The sequence below is a fragment of the Caballeronia sp. ATUFL_M2_KS44 genome (assembly GCF_023630965.1).
GTDB lineage: Bacteria > Pseudomonadota > Gammaproteobacteria > Burkholderiales > Burkholderiaceae > Caballeronia > Caballeronia concitans.
The window spans coordinates 74,804-92,341 of sequence record NZ_JALQEA010000067.1 but is presented as its reverse complement, the minus strand read 5'-3'; the positions used below and the strand labels follow the sequence as shown (position 1 = coordinate 92,341).

The window sequence follows — 17,538 nt, the reverse complement described above, 5'->3', positions numbered from 1 at the left end:
GCGCCCTTTCAGCATGAAAGCGCATCGACGCGTGCATGGAAGCTGGATCGGACAGCAAGTAACGTTCCTCGCGCTATTTGAAACGCGATTCGAATGCTGCGAGCGTGAGTGGGAATGTGGGAATGGGGGAATGGGCAAAGGCGTGCGTGTCGCGGCTCAGAGCGAGCGCGCAGGCTCGTGCACTTCCTCGACGCCTTCATGCACGGAAAGCGGCGCACACGGCGCGAGCTTCATCAAACGCGCGAGCACCGGCCAGCGCGTGAGCGCGGCGCGATATTCCTCGTCGGCCTGAAAGTCGAAGTAACGCGCGGCATCGAGACCGGGCAGTTTTTGCGCGAGCGCGGCCACGTCGTGCACGGCGCGCGCTTCCTTTCGGGTTGGCGTATCGCTCATTTCTGATCCACCCATACGCCGTCCGGCGTTTTCACGACATAGCCCGTGGCCGTCTTCATCGTCACGGTGCCTTCGTTTTCGCCGACCATCGGCGTCTGCGGCAAATCGGCCGCGTATTGGGACAGCGTGACGCCCGGCTTGAACGGACTGTTCGACACGAGATTCGACAGCAGTTGCGCCACCGCGAGGTGTCCCGCCGGCTGGTCGATGACCGTGGTCGGACCATGACTGCCGCTGAAGCCGACGAGCCGCACGCCCACCGGACCGTGGATCACGCTCGGCGTCGGAATTTCGCGCAGGCCCGCGATCTGGTTGCTGTCGCCGCGCAGCGCCGCGCCGTGCTCGGGCACGAACACGATGACCGCGCGCCGTCCCGATTGCGCGATGAGATCCGCGAACTTGTCGAAGTCGCTCATGAGCTTGTTGACGCGCATCGGATACGAATCGAGGCTCGAGAGCCTGCTGTCGGGCAGGCGGTTGCCGTCGTGCAGGCTGATCGTGTTGTAGTACAGCGCGACCGGCCCCGGCGTCTGCGCGCGCTGTGCGTACCAGTTCGCGAGCGTGCCGTAGTCGTCCATGATCGCGGAGCCGTCGAACGCGTGCATCGCGACGGGCGCGGCGGCGTTCGAGACGAACGGCACGTTCGGCACGCCGATGTTCTCCTTCACCAGTTGCGTGAAGTTGTCGAAGTGGCCGTCGTGATTGAACGTCACTTGCGGCGTGTAGCCCGCCTCCGCGAGATCGGCCATCAGATGACATTGCGCGGGCGCGTCCTTGTAAAGATCGGCGTGCGCTTCCTGTCCGCACGACGCGCGCAGCACGCGGATCGCCGCCGGGCCGCTGTAGCTCGCGGCGGTGCTGAAGTTCGTGAACAGATAGTCGAAGTGCGCGAGGAACGGATGATTGCGCGCCTTCGATACATCGAGGTCGTCCCACGACAGCGAGCACACGTGCAGCACGATCACGTCGAACTGTTCGCTCGCATTGCCCGACAGATGCCCGAAACTCACCTGCCGCTGCGATTCCTTCGTCCGGAATGCGGCGAGCGTCGCGTTGTAATCCAGCGGGCCGGAAGGCTGGCCCTGAGCGCCCGCGTTCGCGCTCGCGCTGACCTGCGGCGCGGCCTGGATGTGCGCGAGCACGGCGTTCGCGCCCTGCCACATCGGCAGCACGAAGAGCGCGAGCATCACGAAGGTCGCGACGCGCAGCCATCGGTTGACGATCAGATACACGGCCAGCCCGCACAACGCGATGCCGATCAGCATCGGCGGGAGAAAGCGCGGCAGCAGTTCGAGCCAGTAGCCGAAGCTGAAGGTGCCGAGATTGCCGAATTCCTCGACGATGCGCGCAAACGGCGGCACGTTCGCCTCGCGATACATGAGCGGCAACCCGACTGCAAGCCCCGCGGCGAGCCGCACCGCGCGCCAGAGACGCGAGCGCAGCGGCGCGCTCATCGCGAGCGCCAGCGCGAACGCAATGTTCGCGAACCAGAGCGGTTGCAGATGCCCGGTCGAAAACAGCGCCAGCTTGATGATGAAATACAGGTTCCAGAAGGTCATCGTGATTCGTTTTTTTGCGATCGTCGCCCGTAGAACGGCACGAAAGCGCTTGGGCTTTAGCGGCGTTGCGGCGAAAGTCCCGCGATGAGCGCGCGGCGCGCGCCGTCGAAAAGGCGCGCGTAGCCTTCCACGCCCATCAGCAGCACTTCTTTCAGGCCCTTGAGCGGCGAGTCCTTCTCGGTGCGCTCGTCCCATTCGATCCACGCATCCGCGCGCCCGAACGTGCATTGCACGAGACGCCGCTCCTCTTCGAGCGTCAGCGAATCGAAGCGCACGCCGAGATGCGCGCCCGCGAGCCGCGTCACGCGCACCGGAAAATGGAACTGCCGCTCGCCCCGGCTCACGACGACGCCGAGCGTGTCGTCGGCGTTCAGCGCGAGCGCGCCCGGCTCCACGGTCAGGCCGAGGCCGCCCGTCGAATAGTCGCTCGTGGTGCAGGCGAGCGTGCTGCCGTCGTTGAGCACGAGCGTCGCGGGCATCGTCATGGCGATGCGATGCGTCACGCGCACCTGCTTCGCCTCGCGCGCCACGCTCACCGCCGCGCCGAGCATCACGAGGTTGTAGAGCGTCCAGAACACGTTCATGAGGATGGTCGAGGCTTCGTCGCCCGCGCCGGACACGAGCCGCGCGACGCCCACGGACATCGCCACGGCGTTCAGGCCGAGCAGGATCAGATACGGCTTGCTCATCGCCCAGTCGATATACGTCTCGTCGATGCGCCCGCCCTTGTCCGTCACGTTGAACTTGCCGTGCTTCGGGCTGATGAACGCGATGGTCGTCGGCAGCGCGATATACCACGCGAGCACGGACTCATAGACTTCGGCCCAGAACGAATGCCGGAACTTGCCCTGCATGCGCGAATTCGCGATATTCGCGATCACGATGTACGGCAGCACGAAACTCGCGATGGTCGAAGCCGCCGCGTTGATGAAGTACATCTGGAAGAAGAGGTACCACATCGGCATGGTGAGAAAGACGAGACGCGGAATGCCGTAGAAGAAATGCAGCATCGCGTTGCCGTAGCACAGGCGCTGGAAGAAATTCAGCCCGCGCCCGAGAAACGGATTGTCGATCCGGAAAATCTGCGCCATGCCGCGCGCCCAGCGCGTGCGCTGCTTGATGTGGCTCGCGAGGCTTTCGGTGGCGAGACCGGCGGCCTGCACCGTCGGCAGATACGCCGTCGTATAGCCGCGCCGATGCAGCTTGAGCGCCGTGTGCGCGTCCTCGGTCACGGTTTCCACCGCGATGCCGCCCACTTCTTCGAGCGGCGCGCGCTTGATGACCGCGCACGATCCGCAGAAGAACGTGGCGTTCCACAGGTCGTTGCCGGCCTGCACGAGGCCGTAGAACAGGTTGCCTTCGTTCGGCACGCGGCGGAACGTGCCGAGATTGCGCTCGAACGGATCGGGCGAGAAGAAGTGATGCGGCGTCTGCACCATCGCGCATTTCGGATCGGCGAAGAAGGTGCCCATCGTCGCTTGCAGGAACGAGCGCGTGGGAACGTGATCGCAATCGAAAATGGCGATGTACTCGCCCGTGGTCTTCGCGAGCGCGCGGTTGATGTTGCCCGCCTTCGCGTGCCGGTTGTCGTCGCGCGTGATGTAGCCGATGCCCGCCTCGCGCGCGAGCGCCTCGAATTCCGGGCGATGCCCGTCGTCGAGCAGATACACGCGCAGCTTGTCCGCCGGCCAGTCGATGCCTTGCGCCGCGAAGAGCGTCGGCTTCACGACGGCGAGCGGCTCGTTGTAGGTCGGAACGTAGATGTCGACGCTCGGCCAGTGCGCGGGATCGTCGGGCAGCTTGGACGCCGGGCGCTCCAGCGGCCACGCGGTCTGCACGAAGCCGAAGAGCAGGATGATCCACGTGTACGCTTCCGCGCCGTAGAGCGCATAACCGATGATGCCTTCCATCGGCGTGCGGAAGTCGAGCGTCTGCGTGGTGCGCCACCAGATATAGCGCACGGTCACGAGCATGGCGAGCGCGGCGAGAATCAGCACCGGCATGCGCCCCGGCACGCGGCGGATCACGAGCGCGACGCCCGCGAGCACCGCGAAGAACGCGAACTGCCCGCCCGCGCCGAGCGGCGACGTGCCGACCACGAGCCACGCGATCCCGCCGATCACCGTGAGCGCGGGCAGCGCCCAGCGCACGCGGGCGATGCGGTTCGCGCCGCCTTCCAGCCGCGCGCCGAAACGCGCCCACGGCAGGCGTTCGATGCGCGCGTCGATCACGCGCCGCACCGCGACGACCGCGACGGCGAGCGGCGTCAGCATGCGTTCGATGAAGTCGAGCGCGATCGTGGCGCGCGCGATCATCGACCGTCCGCCTTGGCGCGGCGCGCGCACGAACGCGCGCAAGAGCCACGCCGACGGTTTGCGCACATCGGCGACGCCCCATTCGCGCGCCCACGCCAGCAGCAAGGCGCGCAGCATGTCGCGCGCGATGTCGCGCCGGCCTTCGCGCGGCGGCTTGAAGAAGAGGCGCACGCACCAGTCGAGCGCGGTGCGCGAAGCCGGCAGGCCGAGTCCTTGCGCGATCCAGTCGATGACGCGCGCGCGCCGTGGGTTCGTGTTCATGCGGCGAGACTCGCTTCGAGCGCGGGCAGCCAGGCATCGACGTGTTCGGCGAGACCGTGCAGATCGTGCGACGCCTGCGATTGCGGCGCTTCATCGACGATCCATCCGCCGCGCGCGAACGCCTCGGGCAACGCCGCTTCCATGTGGATGCGCTGCGCGACGGGCAAGCCGGCCGCCGCCGCGCGCAGCATGGCGAGGACATCGCGCTGCATCTCGCGCGCCGGATTCAGCCGGTTCACGACGATGCGCACGTCGGCGCACGCTTCGCGCAACGCGGGCAGATGCGCGACGAAGCCCGCGCACGCAGCGGGCTCGGGCGGACACACGCAGAGCACGAGATCGGCGGCGCGCGCGGCCTGTTGCGCCTGACGCGACGGAAAGCGCGGCGTGTCGATCAGCACGACGCCGGACTCCGGCAGCGCGATCTCGCCGATCGCGCGTTCGAGCCACTGCGGATGCGCGGCGAGACGGGCGTCGCAGGCGGCGGCTTCGTCGAGCGTGACGTTGCCGTGCGGCACGAACAGCACGCCTTCGTCGCTGCGCCACGTATGCGCGTGCCATGTTTCCGATGCGTCCGTCAGCGCGTTGGCGATGCCGCGCGGCGCGAGCGTATCGAGGCCGAGCCACGCGCCGAGCATGTTCTGCGGATCGAAGTCGAGCGCGACGACTTCGCGGCCGCGGCGCGCGAGCAGCACCGCGAGCGTCGCGGCGAGCGTGGTGCGGCCCGCGCCGCCGGCCATCGAAATGACAGCGATGGTTTTCATCGGCGCGCCTCCGCATCCACATTCGCATCCGGCAGCAGCCGTCCGTTGAGCGCGACCGCTTCGATGCGGCACGGCGTAGCCTTGCGCGGATCGAAATGCCTCGCGGCGATCAGCCCGCCGCGCGCGCCGCGCCGCTGCCATGCGAACCAGACCGGCACGCCCGCGAGCGCGCCCAGCATGGCAAAAATCAGCAGGGTTTCCATGTTCAGTTCCTCGGTTCGGCGAGCGGCATGCGGGCAGGCACGGCGCGGCGCACGTGGCGGGCGCGAGGCGCGGCTTCACGCGCGATGGGCGCATCCGCGCCCTGCTTGCGGGCTTCGCTGTCCAGCGCGGCCTGAAGCGCATCGAGTTCGGCGCGCGCGCGTCGCACGGACTCGGGCTCTTGCGCCGCTTCGGCGGGTTTCGCGGCGGGGCGCGCGGCGTGGGCGAAGAGATCGCTGTAATCGGCGGCGGGCGCGCGACGGTTCGCGGCATCGAGCGCGTCGAGCTGCGCGGCGATGCCGTCGTTCGACAGATACGTGACGTCCATCGCCACGCGATCCACCGGCTCGGTGAAGATGCGCCCGAGCGCGGCCTCGGCGTCGGCGAGCCGGCAGCCGAAGAGGAACACGTAGAGATGCGTCGCGTCGGCGGTGAACACGTCGCCCGCGCGGCGCGGACGGCAGCAGCCGAGGGCATCGACGTGGGCGAGCGTCGGCGGCAGCGTGAGCCTGGCCAGCACGTGCGGCAGACGCAGCACCGCGCCGCGCGCGAGCGCGCCTTGTGCCTGCGCGCAGAACGCGCCGACGTTGAGATAACCGAGCGCGGCATCCGCGAGCGACGCGGCGAGCGCCGTGCGGTAATCCGGCACCAGCGGCCGCGTGTAAAGCTGGCCCTGCACCGATTGCAGCAGCGATTCGAGCCGAGAGAACGGCACGTCGCGCCCGATCACGAGGTTCGCGCCGAGGCTCAACATCAGCAATTCGTATTGATGACGCAGCACTTCGCCGCGTTCGACCACCGCGATCTTCAGCGCGCGACCGCAGCGGCGCCGCAGCGCATGGACCGCTTCGCACAGCGGTTCGAGCTGCGCGCCGTCGTGATGCGCGAGCACGACCGTCGCGCCGCGCGCGTCACGGCACGCGGCGACCACGGCGTCGCGGTCGTCGAGCAGTTCCCAGTTGCGCGGCACCCACGGCTCGTCGCCGGTCACGGCCCGGCACACGACCACGCGATCTTCATCGGGCGCAATCCGCATCGCGCGATGCGCCGCGTCATGCGCGCCGTTTTCCGCTCCCAACGATGCGACGCTCAAGCGGCCATCGACGGTGAAACGCAGCGCGCGCACGTCGCCGGTGACGAGCGTGTTGCCCGTGCGCCAGAAATCGACTTGCCACAGCAGTTCGCCGTGCGAACGCTTCACGCGCGCCACGCCCGCGCACGCGCCGTTCAGTTCGCGTCCGCCGGGCGTGTCGCCGGCTTCGTCGAAATCGGGCGAGAGGCCGGATTCGGGCGCGGCGGCATCGTCGCCGAGGAGGAGGATCATCGTGATGCGGCGCGCCGCGCACCAGTCCGACAGCAGACGGCCTTCGCGCGCGAGCGCCGCCGTGTCGCTCCAGGTGAACCAGCGTTGCGCGCCTTCGACGATGAAGAGCGCATGACGGCGCAAGCCGAAGCGCTTGAGCGCGCGCAAGCCGCCGTAAAGGCGGGCGAGCGCGAGCGGCGGTTCGGCGCAAGGCGCATCGTCGGGCATCGCGAGCACATTCATGCGATGCGGCCAGCGCGCCGCCGATGCCCCCGCGAAGCCCACTTCACGCAGCCGCGCGGCGGCCTGCGCCCGTTCGCGCGCGAGCACGACGGTCACCGGCCGGCCGCCCGCCGCGCGCGCCGTTTCCCAGATCAGCGCATCGCATTCGGGCGATCGCGGCGCGACCTGCACCGCGTACAGCGCGCCGGGCGCGAGCGTGGCGAGATCGGCGGGCAGCGCATCGATGCCGAGTCGGCCGGTCACGTCGTCATCGCGCGAAAAACGCGTGCGCGCGAACTGCGCGAGCGCGGACAGCACGCCCGGCGTGCGGACGGCGGCGCGTGGCGAAGGGTTCAATTCAGTGCTCATTCGTTCTCTCGCCGCCGGTCAATAACTCGAATACAGCCGCACCGGCTGCGGGCTGATGCGGTAATCGTCCTTGCGCGCCGAGAAAGCAAAGCGCGCGTAAACCATGCCGGAACTCGGCGCGTAGTCGTGCGAATGATCGATGCTCACGCGCGCGCCCACGGCCAGTTGCGCGTTCATCCGATACTCGACCGTCGCCGCGAGTCCATAGGAAAAGCTGACGCCGCGCGTCGAACTGCCGCTGAACTTCAACTGGCTGAGATCGGCGGGCGAAAGCCCCGCGACCGCCGGCAGTCCGTTCGGAAAATACGGCGAATCCTTTTCATACGAATTCGAGACGCCCGCCGTCGCCGTGACGTCCCACATGAAGCCGTTGCGCTTGCCCATGAACTCCAGCGGCACGCCGAGCGACAGATAGCGCTGCGGGCTGTAATAACCGCCCTGCCCGAACGTGTAGTACCGCAAATTCTCGGTGTAATGCCACGCATTGCCGACGAGACCGGTCAACACGCGCATCGTCGCGCGCTCGTACACGGGCACGTTGAAGCCGGTGCGCAGCGTGAATTCCTGATTGCCCGCGACATTGCGCCCGCTCAGTTCGGCCACGCCGATATCCGCGAAGGTTTCGATCCTGCCGATATCCGCGCCCGCGTGAACGTCGATGCCGTCGCGCCGCACGCCGCCCCAGACCGTGTGCGTGAGCGGATCGGCGAGTCCCGCGTAGGAGAGTTCGCTGCTCGTCACCGCGCGCCGCGACGCCGACACGGAGAAGCTCGCCGGACCGGCATCGAACCGGTAGCGCGCGCCGCCGACGAGGTAATGCACCGGAAAGCCGATGGGCGTCGAGCCGAGGTCGAATCGCCATGCATCCGATACATAGCCGAATCCGCCGCCGAGTCCGTTCGCGTGCTGATGCAGGTCGCCCGGCGTCACGGGCGCCGACGCGAGATGGTTTTGCAGCGCCGCGGTGTTCGCGCTGTCGTAGAAGCCGGCGGTCGTGCCGAACTGGCTCACGACGCTCGACGGCGTCTGCCCCGCTGCGATGTTCGTCGGGTTGAAGAAACCGTTGTCGTCGAGCGTGCCGGCGTCGAGATGAACCGCGTCCGCATGGATGAAGAAGTGGCCGTCGTAGCGATACGGAATCTGCACGTAGATCGGCACCTGCTGCGCGTGATACTCGGACACGCCCGCATCGCCGGACTTGTACGCCGGAATCCACGCCGTCTCGACTTCCGGATTGCGGCGCTGGTTCAGATCGTCGAAAGCGGACTGCGCGGGCGTCGGCCGGATGCCGCCCGCAGGCGCGCTGAACGCGGGCGCGACGCCGGCCGCGCGCTCCTGATCCATCGACTGCCGATACAGCGACGCGGCATCCGCGTAATCGCCCAGATCCTCGGCGACGCGCCCGGCCTGCAAGGTCACGTCCGGCCGCGCCGGATACGCGACGCGCAGCGGCCCGGTGATGTCCTGCGCATCGCGCGGGCGGCGCAGCGCCGAAAGACGGCGCGCGGCGGACAGGCGCGTGTCGATGTCGTCGGGCGGCGCGGCATCGACCACGCGCTGCACGATGGCGAGCGCGTCGCGGCGCTTGCCGCTGTCGCCGAGCACGCGCGCGAGCGTGAGCTGCGTCTCGAAATCGTCCGGCGATGCGGCCAGCACCGGCGCGAGCGCCGCGCGCGCGGCGTCGTAATCGCCCTGCACGCGCGCGAGATCCGCGACCTCGAACGCATAACGCTTGTCGCGGCGGCCCGCTTCGCTGACCGTGGCGAGCAGCGCGCGGGCGCGCGCGTAGTCGGCGGCGGCGATGGCGTCGTCGGCCTGGCGCAGCACGCCGCGCAGCGATTGATCTTCGAGCCGCTCGCGCTGGCGCGGCGTCAGTGCGTCATCGACGCGAAGCTGCGCGAGCACGCCCGCGAGTTCCGTTTCGCGCCGCGCCGCGCCGAGCAGATCGCCGTAGCGCAGGCGCACGTCGGCGTCGGTCTTCTCGGGATGCGCGGCCATCCAGTCGCGCAGCAGCGCGAGACCGCGCGCCGTATCGCCATGATCGATATACAGCGAGCCGATCGACGCGAGCATGTCCGGATCGTCCGTCGCGTCCGATTGCGCGCGATCCAATGCCGCTTGCGCGGCGGCGGCGTCGTTTCGCGCATACGCGGCGCGGGCATCGAGCAGCGCCTGCTGCGCGTTCAGATTGCGGGCGAGCGCGCGCATCGCGTCGGTGCGCTCGGCGTCGGGAACAGAACCGAGCGCGGCTTGCGCGCCCGCGAGATCGTCCGTCGAACTGCGATACAGCGCGCTCGCGTAACGCATCTGCGCGGTTGGCGCGCGCGCGAGGCCGTCGTCCATCACGGCGCGGCCCAGTTGCGGCAGGCCGAGATTCTGATAAAGGCGCGCGAGCGCGAAGCGCGTCCACGGCTGATTCGGATCGATCCGCAGCGACGCTTCGTACGCCTGCGCCGCCGGACCGTTGCGGCCGCTATCGGCAAGTTGCTGCGCCCTCGCGGCGACGAGATCCGCGCGCATCGCGACGAGGCTTTCGCGATCGTCGGCAGCGGTGAAGCGGCTTTGCAGCGCCTCGATGAGCGGTTCGACTTCGTTCGCGCGTCCGGTGTTTTCGAGCAGCGTGCGCGTGCTGCGCAACGCCGACAGGCTCGGCGCGGGACCGGCGAGCTGCGCGCGCAGCATCGGTTCGGCGGCGCGCCAGTCGCGTTGCGCGAGGAGCGCATCGGCGAGCAGGAGCTGGGCGTCGGCGTTGCCCGGCTGCATCGCGAGCGCCTCGCGGGCGAAGCGCTCGGCATCGGCCGGCTTGCCTGCATTGGCGGCGTCGCGGGCGTGCGCGAGCGTGCCCCAGAACTGCGCGGTGCGCGCGAGGCCCTGCCACTTCGCGCGGTTATCGGGCGCGAGCGCGGCGGCGCGCTCGAACAGCGCGCGCGCCTCGTCGCGCTGGCCTTCGCGCATGCGGGCCATGCCGAGTCCGCCTACCGCTTCGGCATCGGTCGGACGAGCGGCGGCGGCGCGCGCGAGCAACGGCGACGCCGTCGCGACATCGCCGCGCGCGAGCGCCGCCAGGCCGCGTTGCTGCGCGATGTAATCGGGATCGCGCGCGAGCTTCTTCTGCGCCTCGACGCGCGCGTCGAGCAGCGCGACGCGATCGCTGAATTCGCTGTCGTCGGAAACGAGCGCGAGATACGCGCGCAACGCGGGCAAATACGCCGTGTCCTCGCCCGCCGCTTGCAGCACGTGACGCCAGAGGTCGAGCGCGGCGCTGCGGTCGGCGTCGGTGCGCGTAGCCAGATTCCACGCGATGCGGTTCGCTTCCGCGCGCGTCGCGTCGCTGGCGTTCAGGAGGCGCGCGAGCGTGAGCGCGGCGTCGATGTCGTCGGGATCGGCGGCGACACGGCGATGCAGCGCATCGAGCGCCTCGTGCCGGCGCGCGGGCGTCGCGGCGACGATCTGGTAATACTCCGCACCCAGCGCGCCCGACGGCGCGCCATGCGGGAAAAGCGCCGACACGCGGCGCGCGGCTTCTTCCGACTGGCCGCTTCGGAACAGCAGACGCACGGCCGCCATTTCCTGACGGCCGCTGACGGCGACGCGGTATTCGTCATCGACCTGGCGCGTGAGGAGCGCATCGGGCGCGGCGGCTTTCATGCGCGCGAGCGTCGCCGCTGCCTGCTGTGCCTGGCCGAGCCGCAACTGGATGCGCACACGTTCCGCGAGCAGACGCGGCTCGTCGGGCGCGATCAGCAAAGCCTTGTCGATGGCCTGCAACGCGAGATCGTCGCGATGCTTGTTCGCCCACGCGCGCGCGGTGGCGTAAAGGCGCGCGGGTATCGGTTGAAGCGGTTGAAGCGGTTGAAGCGGCGGCAACGGCGCGACTTCGCTTTGAGCGATGTTCGATGCCCGCACGTTCGCCGCATGCGCGGGCAGCGCCGGCCATTGCGATGCGCAGACGATGCTCGCCGAGATCAGCGCGGCGCGCAGCGGTCCGGGCGCCGCGCGTCTTGCACGAAGCGCGCGCGTCATCGGACACCTCCGCATTGCGATGCCGCCGTCTCCAGCGTGCCGTTCGCCGCGAAGCGATAGCGCCCCTCGCGAAAGCCGAGGCCGAAGAGCGTCAGCACGCTCGTGTAGTAGCCCGGCGCGCGTTCAGCTTCGGCGCGCGCGGCCTGCGCATCGGCGAGAGCGGATTCGCCGCGCGCCGCGAGAAACGGCACGGCGGCGGCGGAAAAGCCCGCGTTGCCGTCGTTCGGTCCGGGGCGTCCGGTGCGCGTATCGACGCGCTCGGGCGGCGCGCCATGCTCCGCGACGAACGCGGCGAACGGCGCGAAACGTTGCAGCAGACCGGCGCGCGCGGCGTCGGACGATGCCAGCATGCCCGCCCACAAATAGACGCGGATTGCGTTGTAGGCGCTTTCGGCCCCTGTGTCGGTATCCGGCTCGAAGCCGCGATTCGCGCGATACAGCGCCCAGTCCGGCGAGAATCCGCGCGGCGCGGTATCGGCCAGCATGCGCGCCGACGACGCGGCGAGACGCGGCCAGCGGGCATCGTCGGGAAGACTTGCGCCGATGCCGCGAATGACCTGCAGCGGCGCGTAGCTCGGGTTCACGCGCCATACATCGGCGGCCGGATGGAAACCCGCCGGGCCGGGCAAAAGCGTGAGGCCGAGACCGGGCACCGTCGCCGATTCCTCGTCGAGCACGCGCCGCGCGAGCGATGCGCCGCGCGCCGTGTAGCTGCGCTCGCCCCACGCGCGGCCCGCCTCGATCAGCGAATACGCGATCCACAAATCCGCGTCCGATGCGGCGTTCGCATCCAGCACGCGCAACGCGCCGGACGCGTCGCGGGCCCAGAGCCACGCGGGCAGGCGCGCGGTCAGGTCGCCCGCCGCGAGATTGTTTTCGGTCCAGCGGAGAATCGTGTCGAAGCTCGCGCGGTCGTTCGCGACGAGCGCGAAGAAAAGCGCGTAGGACTGGCCTTCCGAGACCGTGCGCTCATCGGCCGAACCGGCGTCGATCACGCGGCCTTCCTTCGACACGAAATCGCGCTTGAACGCGTCCCAGCGCGGCCACGACGAGCGGCACGCGAGCGGCGCGGCGGCGGCGTTGTCGGCGTCGGCATCGGCGGCGCTCGCCGGGAACGATGCGAAGAGCGCCGCCATCGCCATGACGCAAGCCACGCGGCGGAGAACCGGAGTCATCGCTCAGATACCCTTGCGGCGCGCGGCCAGTTCCTGAAGCCCCGCGAATGCGCCGACGGCGAGCAGCAGGCCCGCGATCGCGCCGATCAAGCCGAGCAGCACCGGATGCGCCACCGCGTGACTCCACAGCTTCGCGTACCACGGCACGTAGCCGACGACATACGTATCCCCGACGCGCATGCTGTCCACGCCGCCGCGCCGCACGAGCGCGACATCGCCCTGCACTTGCGTCACGCGGTCGGACCGTTCGAGCACGTCGAGCAGGTCGTCGAGATGGCCTTCTTCGGTCGCGGCCAGCGCGATCACGCTGCGTCCCTTCGTGCCGGGCGACTGGAAGCCCATCAGCGCGGCGAGCGGGCCGTTCTGATCGAGCGACGCACCGCCGCGCGTGACGAGCTTGCCGTCGCGCCACTGTTCGTGGACCGAGAACGACGCACGCGCGATGCCCGCCTGCGCCGCCGGATTCGCGATGGAAAGCGGCAACGCATCGCGCCAGCGCGCGAACACGGGCGACGACGGCGCGCCGCCGATCACGAGGAGATCTTTTTGCGCGAGGCCGGCGACATCGCCGGGACGCGCGATGGTCACGCGCAGGCTCGGCAGGCCGGTCCACTGGCCCATGTGACCGAGCATCGTGAGCGCGGCTTCGAGCTCGGCGGGCGCCGGACGGTCCGGAATGACGATGGCCGTCTGCGCGAGATCGGCGTATCGCGTGAACGGGAAGCCGCTGTTGGCGAAGTACGCCAGATTCGGCATGCGCGCGTAGTGCACGAAGCTCGAGAAGTCGATGGTCGAATCCGGGTCCACCGCCGCGCGCGCCGTGTTGGTCGCCACGCCCGCGCACAGGCCGGTCTTCTGCGAATCGATGTTGAAGCGCAACTGCAACTGGTTCGAACTGCCGACGCGAAACGCCGGAATGTCGAGCGTGTTCGCCGCGCCGCTGTTCGTGCCGGACAAAAGCGGCAACTGGATGCGGCCTTCGCTGTCGTCGGCTTTGGCGGCCGGCAGATGAAACGACTTCACCAGCTGGTCGTTGATATCGACGGCGAGCGCCGAGTTGTTCTGCACCGTCGGCGCGGTGTAGCGGTATTTCAGATTGAGCGGCACGCCCGCCGCGTTCCACGAGAACAGATCGGCGGGCACGCGCAGGTTCAGGCGGATGGCGTCGGGCGCGCTGCCGGACACTTGCAGGCGCGACGGATCGTCGACGAGTTCCTTGAAGCTCACCGGGCGGTTCGTCGGCATCCAGCGCGGCGCGTCGTAGGGTTCGCGCGGCTTGCCGATGTCCACGTGCGCGACCTTCGCGAACGCGCCCGACATGGCCGTGCGGCCGAGCACGAGCGCGTAGACGGCGTCGTCGAGTTCGGCGGCGTCGCGCCCCGTCACGACGAGCAGCTTGCGATCGGCGGACGCGGGATTGTCCGCGACGAGAATCGTCGGCCCGTCGATGCGCGGCAGGTCGATGCCCGCGGGCAATTGCGCCCGCGTGCCGACGATGACCGCGTGTTCGTTCGCGGGCAGCGCGGACAGCGCCGTCGCCACCGGAAAACGCGCGCCGCGATAATCGGCGAGCGCGCCGAACCACGACGCGAGCACGCCGGCGCTTCTGAGCGTCGCGCTGTCGGGCGATGCGGGCAGCAGGAACGGCAGCGTGAGCCGGTTGACGTCGCGGGCATCGAAGAACGGCGCGGGCAAGAGCGCGAGATCGCTCGGCAGCTTGATGGGCGCGGTATCGAGGATGAATTCGCTCGCCGGACTGACGTCGGCCCAGAGCGCCGTGTTCGCCGGGTCTTCGCAATGGTCGAGCGTGTAATGGCCGATGAAGCGCAGCCCGAACTGGTTGTAGTCGGTGAAGAGGCGCGGGTCGAGCGGGATGTCCTGCGTGACCGTCGATCCGGCGTGCTCCTTGTCGAACGGCACGGTGGCGATGACTTCGTTGTTGATCGACACCTTCACGTGCGACATGGCGAACACGAGCGCCGGGGAATACGTGTAACGCAGACGCAGCCGCGCGCCGGTCACGACGCGGTCGAGCCGCACGCCGAGCGACACCGAGCGGGCGTCTTCCAGACCGCGCAATTGCAGCGGCTGCCACGCGCCGAGCGCGGAAAACGGAATGTGGGTGGTCGTGGCGTTGGCGGATGCCGCAGGCGCTTCCGGGACGGACACGGCAGCGGGAACGGCGGCGGGCAACGCAGCGGCGTAGAGTGCGCTGGCGGCCATTGCCAGCGACAGGCAGAAGGAGACGGCGGGTTTCATCGGCAATTCCGGGAGGCGGTGCGTGGCATGGCGGCGATGGCCGTCGTCCCGCATGCATTCATGTGGAGATTTACGGACGCGCGCTGTCGACACTGTCGAGAAGCGGCCGGAACAAACGCATAATGTCGGGCAGATCGGTTCAACTCAGCATCCTTCAAACAAAAACCGCCACGTCGCGTCATGGTCCGGCCAACTTCGTCATCGAATTCGTCTTCTTCCGCCGGCACGCCCGCCGCCGTCAAACGGCGCGGGCTGCTGCGCGGCCTCTTTGCGCTGCGTCACTCGTGGGACGGCATTGCCGTCACCTGGCGCGAGGAAAGCGCGTTCCGTCAGGAGGCGTGCGTGGCGGCGGTGCTGCTGCCGATCGCGTTTCTCGTGCCGGTGAGCGCGGCGGAGCGCGTGCTGCTGGCGGCGTCCGTGTTGCTCGTGCTGCTCGTCGAGTTGATTAATTCGAGCATCGAGGCGGCCATCGACCGCATTTCCCTCGACCGGCACGAGCTGTCAGGCCGCGCGAAAGACTGCGCGAGCGCCGCGGTCACGGTGTCGATTCTCATCACCGCGATGACCTGGGGCGTGATCTGCGGCCCGGTCGCGTGGCGCTGGCTGAGCACGCATCTGTGACACGCGCGTGACAAGCGCCTGATGGGTATGTCGGCGGGGAATGGGAAATCTTGAGGGAGTGGGTGGGGAAGTGGCGGGTTGAGCCGCGGCGCGGACGGATGGTGACCTTTGACGATGGAATCGACCCATCGAGAGTTTCGCGTCAACGCGGTCCCGACTATCTGTCAGATCGAGTTCCGGCTGATACCGCTGAAGCGCCTTGCACTGGCGGAACGAAAGCGCCGCTGTTGTGCTCCTGTCTGGTCGTGGCTGCGATCGTCGAGCCTTTGTTCGGCATTCCGCGTCCGGGAGCAGCAAGACGGCGATGTCGTCCGCGACGGGCTAGGTCTGCGCTCGCTTGATCCGATCACGCTTCCACCGCCGCCTCAACCAGGGAATCGACGTTGGCTGATGTCGATTGCTTAGGGGCTCCGCCTGTACAGAACCATCTCTTGACAGTTCAGCAGTCGCGCCAAAACCGCAACTCGCATCTGCTGCTTTATCGACACGTCGATCCGCCGCTTCATCCATGGCTCAAACTCGCCGGGCGATGGATCGAACGCGCAGGCTTCGAAGCAGGGCAGCGCGTCAGGGTCAATGTTGAACATGGACGACTCACGATTACCGCCGAGTAGACGAACAAAGGGCCGCGTCAGCGGCCCTCTTCATTAAATGCGCTTAACTCCCTCCAGCTCATCCCACAACTGAGACAGCCCGATCGATTCCATGTAGGTTCCATAATCTTGGAACTTGCCGGAACTGATTTCAGTATTGGACAACCATGTTGCGTCACACTCGGAACAGATATAAATCAAGCGCCCATTCGCTTTGATTCTTGCCTCGACAACATAATCCTGCTCACACCGTGGGCAAATCATCCTTCATTCCTTCAATGCACTGGATAAGCCGTAATAACCTCATTCGTCCCTGGGCGAGTGATGATCTTGATGCTTGTTTCCCCAGCAGTACCTACAGCCCTGCACATAGGAACGATATAAGCGCCCGGATCATCGGCTAGGGGCTGGCCGCGATTCTTCCAAACTTCATCCACCAAATCTAATGAGCTGCCGCGCTTGCACGTACAGAACACTGAGTGTTGGCTTGTCTGAGTTTGGAGACTCATCTTCCAAGACATGCTTAATTCGATTACCTTGCTTGGAGCCTTGTCCATAGCTTAAACCGTTCGGCGCGCCCCAGGTTATTGAGCTCTTGTCGTAACTCAGCTTCAATAAGCCAAGCGGATCAATCTACTGCACCGGGTTCGGCGCATATTGATATGCGTTCAACCCACCGGCCAGCTCAATCGGATCCTTGCTGATGAACCGACCCGTGCTTGGATCATAATACCGATGCCGATTGTACTGCAAACCAGCGGGGATTCGCTCGTTGGACTTGAGCCACCCGCTGAACCGCGTATTCACAACCCGCGCCTGCATGAGCTTTACGAACAGATGGATTTACTTTCGGACGAGGATCAGGAAGCGCTGATCGTTTTGATGGACAGTCTCGTCAAACGCTCACAAATGACGAGGCTTATGGCGAGATAGCAAGGCAGTAAAAGCGCGAGCCGCAAGGGCGGCAACCCATGCGGCTCGCTCACCACCACCAACTCATGAGGGAGTTGATCATGGCTGACGCCAATCTTAAAACACGCCCACCCGTTACGGAACGCTTCGTGACCATTCAAGAGTCACGCCGCGAGAACCGCAGCACCGCATGGTGGGGCAAGCCCCATGTCAAACGCACCGATCCGCCGCTTTATCCGTGGCTCAAGCTCGCCGGTCGATGGATCGAGAACGCAGGCTTCGAAGCAGGCCAGCGCGTCAAGATCAACGTTGAACACGGACGGCTCACCATTACCGCCGAGTAGACGAACATAGGGCCGCGTCAGCGGCCCTATGTGCTTATGTTAGACCCGACTTGCAAAGTTCTTCAGAATCTCAGCTAACTCCAACGCTTCCGATTCAGACAGTTCAACAGGGTCACCGCGCGGCGTTACTGCCTTAATTTGGATAGACGATTCTTGTTCGATCCAAACCCGAACAGCTCCATCGTTCGATTCAAAATAGTCTTTCTCTCTTCCTTCTTGCATTG

General features: G+C 67.4%; 14 protein-coding genes and 1 pseudogene. 4 read left to right on the top strand and 11 right to left on the bottom strand.

The window, feature by feature from the left end:
• Positions 1 to 156: 156 nt before the first annotated feature.
• The 9 genes from bcsR to bcsB are packed head-to-tail and all read right to left on the bottom strand — an operon-like array spanning position 157 to position 14,844.
• The gene (bcsR, locus tag NCR39_RS28075) at positions 157 to 393 is read right to left on the bottom strand and encodes a BcsR/BcsP family cellulose biosynthesis protein (RefSeq protein WP_250456054.1); all 237 of its coding nucleotides are present in this window, start codon (positions 391 to 393) and stop codon (positions 157 to 159) included.
• The gene (gene bcsG / locus NCR39_RS28070) at positions 390 to 1,952 is read right to left on the bottom strand and encodes a cellulose biosynthesis protein BcsG (protein ID WP_250456052.1); all 1,563 of its coding nucleotides are present in this window, start codon (positions 1,950 to 1,952) and stop codon (positions 390 to 392) included. The genes bcsR and bcsG overlap by 4 nt, the downstream gene beginning before the upstream one ends.
• A gap of 56 nt (positions 1,953 to 2,008) precedes the next feature.
• Positions 2,009 to 4,528: a UDP-forming cellulose synthase catalytic subunit gene (gene bcsA / locus NCR39_RS28065; RefSeq protein WP_250456050.1), complete on the bottom strand. Its 2,520-nt coding sequence runs from the start codon at positions 4,526 to 4,528 to the stop codon at positions 2,009 to 2,011.
• Complete coding sequence (gene bcsQ, locus NCR39_RS28060) at positions 4,525 to 5,292, bottom strand: cellulose biosynthesis protein BcsQ (protein ID WP_250456048.1); 768 nt, start codon at positions 5,290 to 5,292, stop codon at positions 4,525 to 4,527. Before bcsQ ends, bcsA begins: the two co-directional genes overlap by 4 nt.
• Complete coding sequence (locus tag NCR39_RS28055; RefSeq protein ID WP_250456046.1) at positions 5,289 to 5,495, bottom strand: hypothetical protein; 207 nt, start codon at positions 5,493 to 5,495, stop codon at positions 5,289 to 5,291. The genes bcsQ and NCR39_RS28055 overlap by 4 nt, the downstream gene beginning before the upstream one ends.
• 2 nt (positions 5,496 to 5,497) lie before the next feature.
• Positions 5,498 to 7,387, bottom strand: coding sequence for a cellulose biosynthesis protein BcsE (gene bcsE, locus NCR39_RS28050; RefSeq protein WP_250456044.1), 1,890 nt, complete (start codon positions 7,385 to 7,387; stop codon positions 5,498 to 5,500).
• An 18-nt stretch (positions 7,388 to 7,405) separates the two neighbouring features.
• Complete coding sequence (locus NCR39_RS28045) at positions 7,406 to 11,410, bottom strand: cellulose synthase subunit BcsC-related outer membrane protein (protein ID WP_250456041.1); 4,005 nt, start codon at positions 11,408 to 11,410, stop codon at positions 7,406 to 7,408.
• Complete coding sequence (bcsZ, locus tag NCR39_RS28040; protein ID WP_502800293.1) at positions 11,407 to 12,546, bottom strand: cellulose synthase complex periplasmic endoglucanase BcsZ; 1,140 nt, start codon at positions 12,544 to 12,546, stop codon at positions 11,407 to 11,409. Before bcsZ ends, NCR39_RS28045 begins: the two co-directional genes overlap by 4 nt.
• Positions 12,547 to 12,588: 42 nt before the next feature.
• Positions 12,589 to 14,844 (bottom strand): cellulose biosynthesis cyclic di-GMP-binding regulatory protein BcsB, encoded by a 2,256-nt coding sequence (gene bcsB, locus NCR39_RS28035; RefSeq protein WP_250456037.1) that lies wholly within the window; start codon positions 14,842 to 14,844, stop codon positions 12,589 to 12,591.
• Positions 14,845 to 15,024: 180 nt separating this feature from the next.
• Here bcsB and NCR39_RS28030 point away from each other — a divergent pair, with 180 nt between their 5' ends.
• Together NCR39_RS28030 and NCR39_RS28025 are read left to right on the top strand one after the other, a co-directional pair.
• Complete coding sequence (locus NCR39_RS28030) at positions 15,025 to 15,465, top strand: diacylglycerol kinase (protein ID WP_250456035.1); 441 nt, start codon at positions 15,025 to 15,027, stop codon at positions 15,463 to 15,465.
• A 383-nt stretch (positions 15,466 to 15,848) separates the two neighbouring features.
• Positions 15,849 to 16,079 carry a SymE family type I addiction module toxin gene (locus NCR39_RS28025; RefSeq protein ID WP_350029704.1) on the top strand — a complete coding sequence of 77 codons (231 nt, stop codon included), beginning with the start codon at positions 15,849 to 15,851 and terminating at the stop codon, positions 16,077 to 16,079.
• A gap of 615 nt (positions 16,080 to 16,694) precedes the next feature.
• Here NCR39_RS28025 and NCR39_RS29945 read toward each other — a convergent pair.
• A pseudogene (locus NCR39_RS29945) lies at positions 16,695 to 16,814 on the bottom strand (RHS repeat-associated core domain-containing protein); the annotation flags it as partial.
• Here NCR39_RS29945 and NCR39_RS28015 point away from each other — a divergent pair.
• Positions 16,794 to 16,991 carry a hypothetical protein gene (locus tag NCR39_RS28015; RefSeq protein WP_250456245.1) on the top strand — a complete coding sequence of 66 codons (198 nt, stop codon included), beginning with the start codon at positions 16,794 to 16,796 and terminating at the stop codon, positions 16,989 to 16,991. The pseudogene NCR39_RS29945 and the gene NCR39_RS28015 sit on opposite strands and share 21 nt — an antisense overlap.
• A gap of 80 nt (positions 16,992 to 17,071) precedes the next feature.
• A complete protein-coding gene (locus tag NCR39_RS28010; protein ID WP_250456032.1) occupies positions 17,072 to 17,314 on the top strand; it encodes a SymE family type I addiction module toxin in 243 nt (80 codons plus the stop codon).
• A gap of 39 nt (positions 17,315 to 17,353) precedes the next feature.
• Here NCR39_RS28010 and NCR39_RS28005 read toward each other — a convergent pair whose 3' ends face one another.
• Positions 17,354 to 17,536, bottom strand: coding sequence for a hypothetical protein (locus NCR39_RS28005; RefSeq protein WP_250456030.1), 183 nt, complete (start codon positions 17,534 to 17,536; stop codon positions 17,354 to 17,356).
• Between the last annotated feature and the right edge of the window lie 2 nt (positions 17,537 to 17,538).

What these genes read in the sequence shown, in the direction of transcription:
- bcsR (WP_250456054.1), bottom strand. Translation starts at nt 393, where the DNA reads ATGAGCGATACGCCAACCCGAAAGGAAGCGCGCGCCGTGCACGACGTG.
- bcsG (WP_250456052.1), bottom strand. Translation starts at nt 1,952, where the DNA reads ATGACCTTCTGGAACCTGTATTTCATCATCAAGCTGGCGCTGTTTTCG.
- bcsA (WP_250456050.1), bottom strand. Translation starts at nt 4,528, where the DNA reads ATGAACACGAACCCACGGCGCGCGCGCGTCATCGACTGGATCGCGCAA.
- bcsQ (WP_250456048.1), bottom strand. Translation starts at nt 5,292, where the DNA reads ATGAAAACCATCGCTGTCATTTCGATGGCCGGCGGCGCGGGCCGCACC.
- NCR39_RS28055 (WP_250456046.1), bottom strand. Translation starts at nt 5,495, where the DNA reads ATGGAAACCCTGCTGATTTTTGCCATGCTGGGCGCGCTCGCGGGCGTG.
- bcsE (WP_250456044.1), bottom strand. Translation starts at nt 7,387, where the DNA reads ATGAGCACTGAATTGAACCCTTCGCCACGCGCCGCCGTCCGCACGCCG.
- NCR39_RS28045 (WP_250456041.1), bottom strand. Translation starts at nt 11,410, where the DNA reads ATGACGCGCGCGCTTCGTGCAAGACGCGCGGCGCCCGGACCGCTGCGC.
- bcsZ (WP_502800293.1), bottom strand. Translation starts at nt 12,546, where the DNA reads ATGGCGGCGCTCTTCGCATCGTTCCCGGCGAGCGCCGCCGATGCCGAC.
- bcsB (WP_250456037.1), bottom strand. Translation starts at nt 14,844, where the DNA reads ATGAAACCCGCCGTCTCCTTCTGCCTGTCGCTGGCAATGGCCGCCAGC.
- NCR39_RS28030 (WP_250456035.1), top strand. Translation starts at nt 15,025, where the DNA reads ATGGTCCGGCCAACTTCGTCATCGAATTCGTCTTCTTCCGCCGGCACG.
- NCR39_RS28015 (WP_250456245.1), top strand. Translation starts at nt 16,794, where the DNA reads ATGCCGATTGTACTGCAAACCAGCGGGGATTCGCTCGTTGGACTTGAG.
- NCR39_RS28010 (WP_250456032.1), top strand. Translation starts at nt 17,072, where the DNA reads ATGGCTGACGCCAATCTTAAAACACGCCCACCCGTTACGGAACGCTTC.
- NCR39_RS28005 (WP_250456030.1), bottom strand. Translation starts at nt 17,536, where the DNA reads ATGCAAGAAGGAAGAGAGAAAGACTATTTTGAATCGAACGATGGAGCT.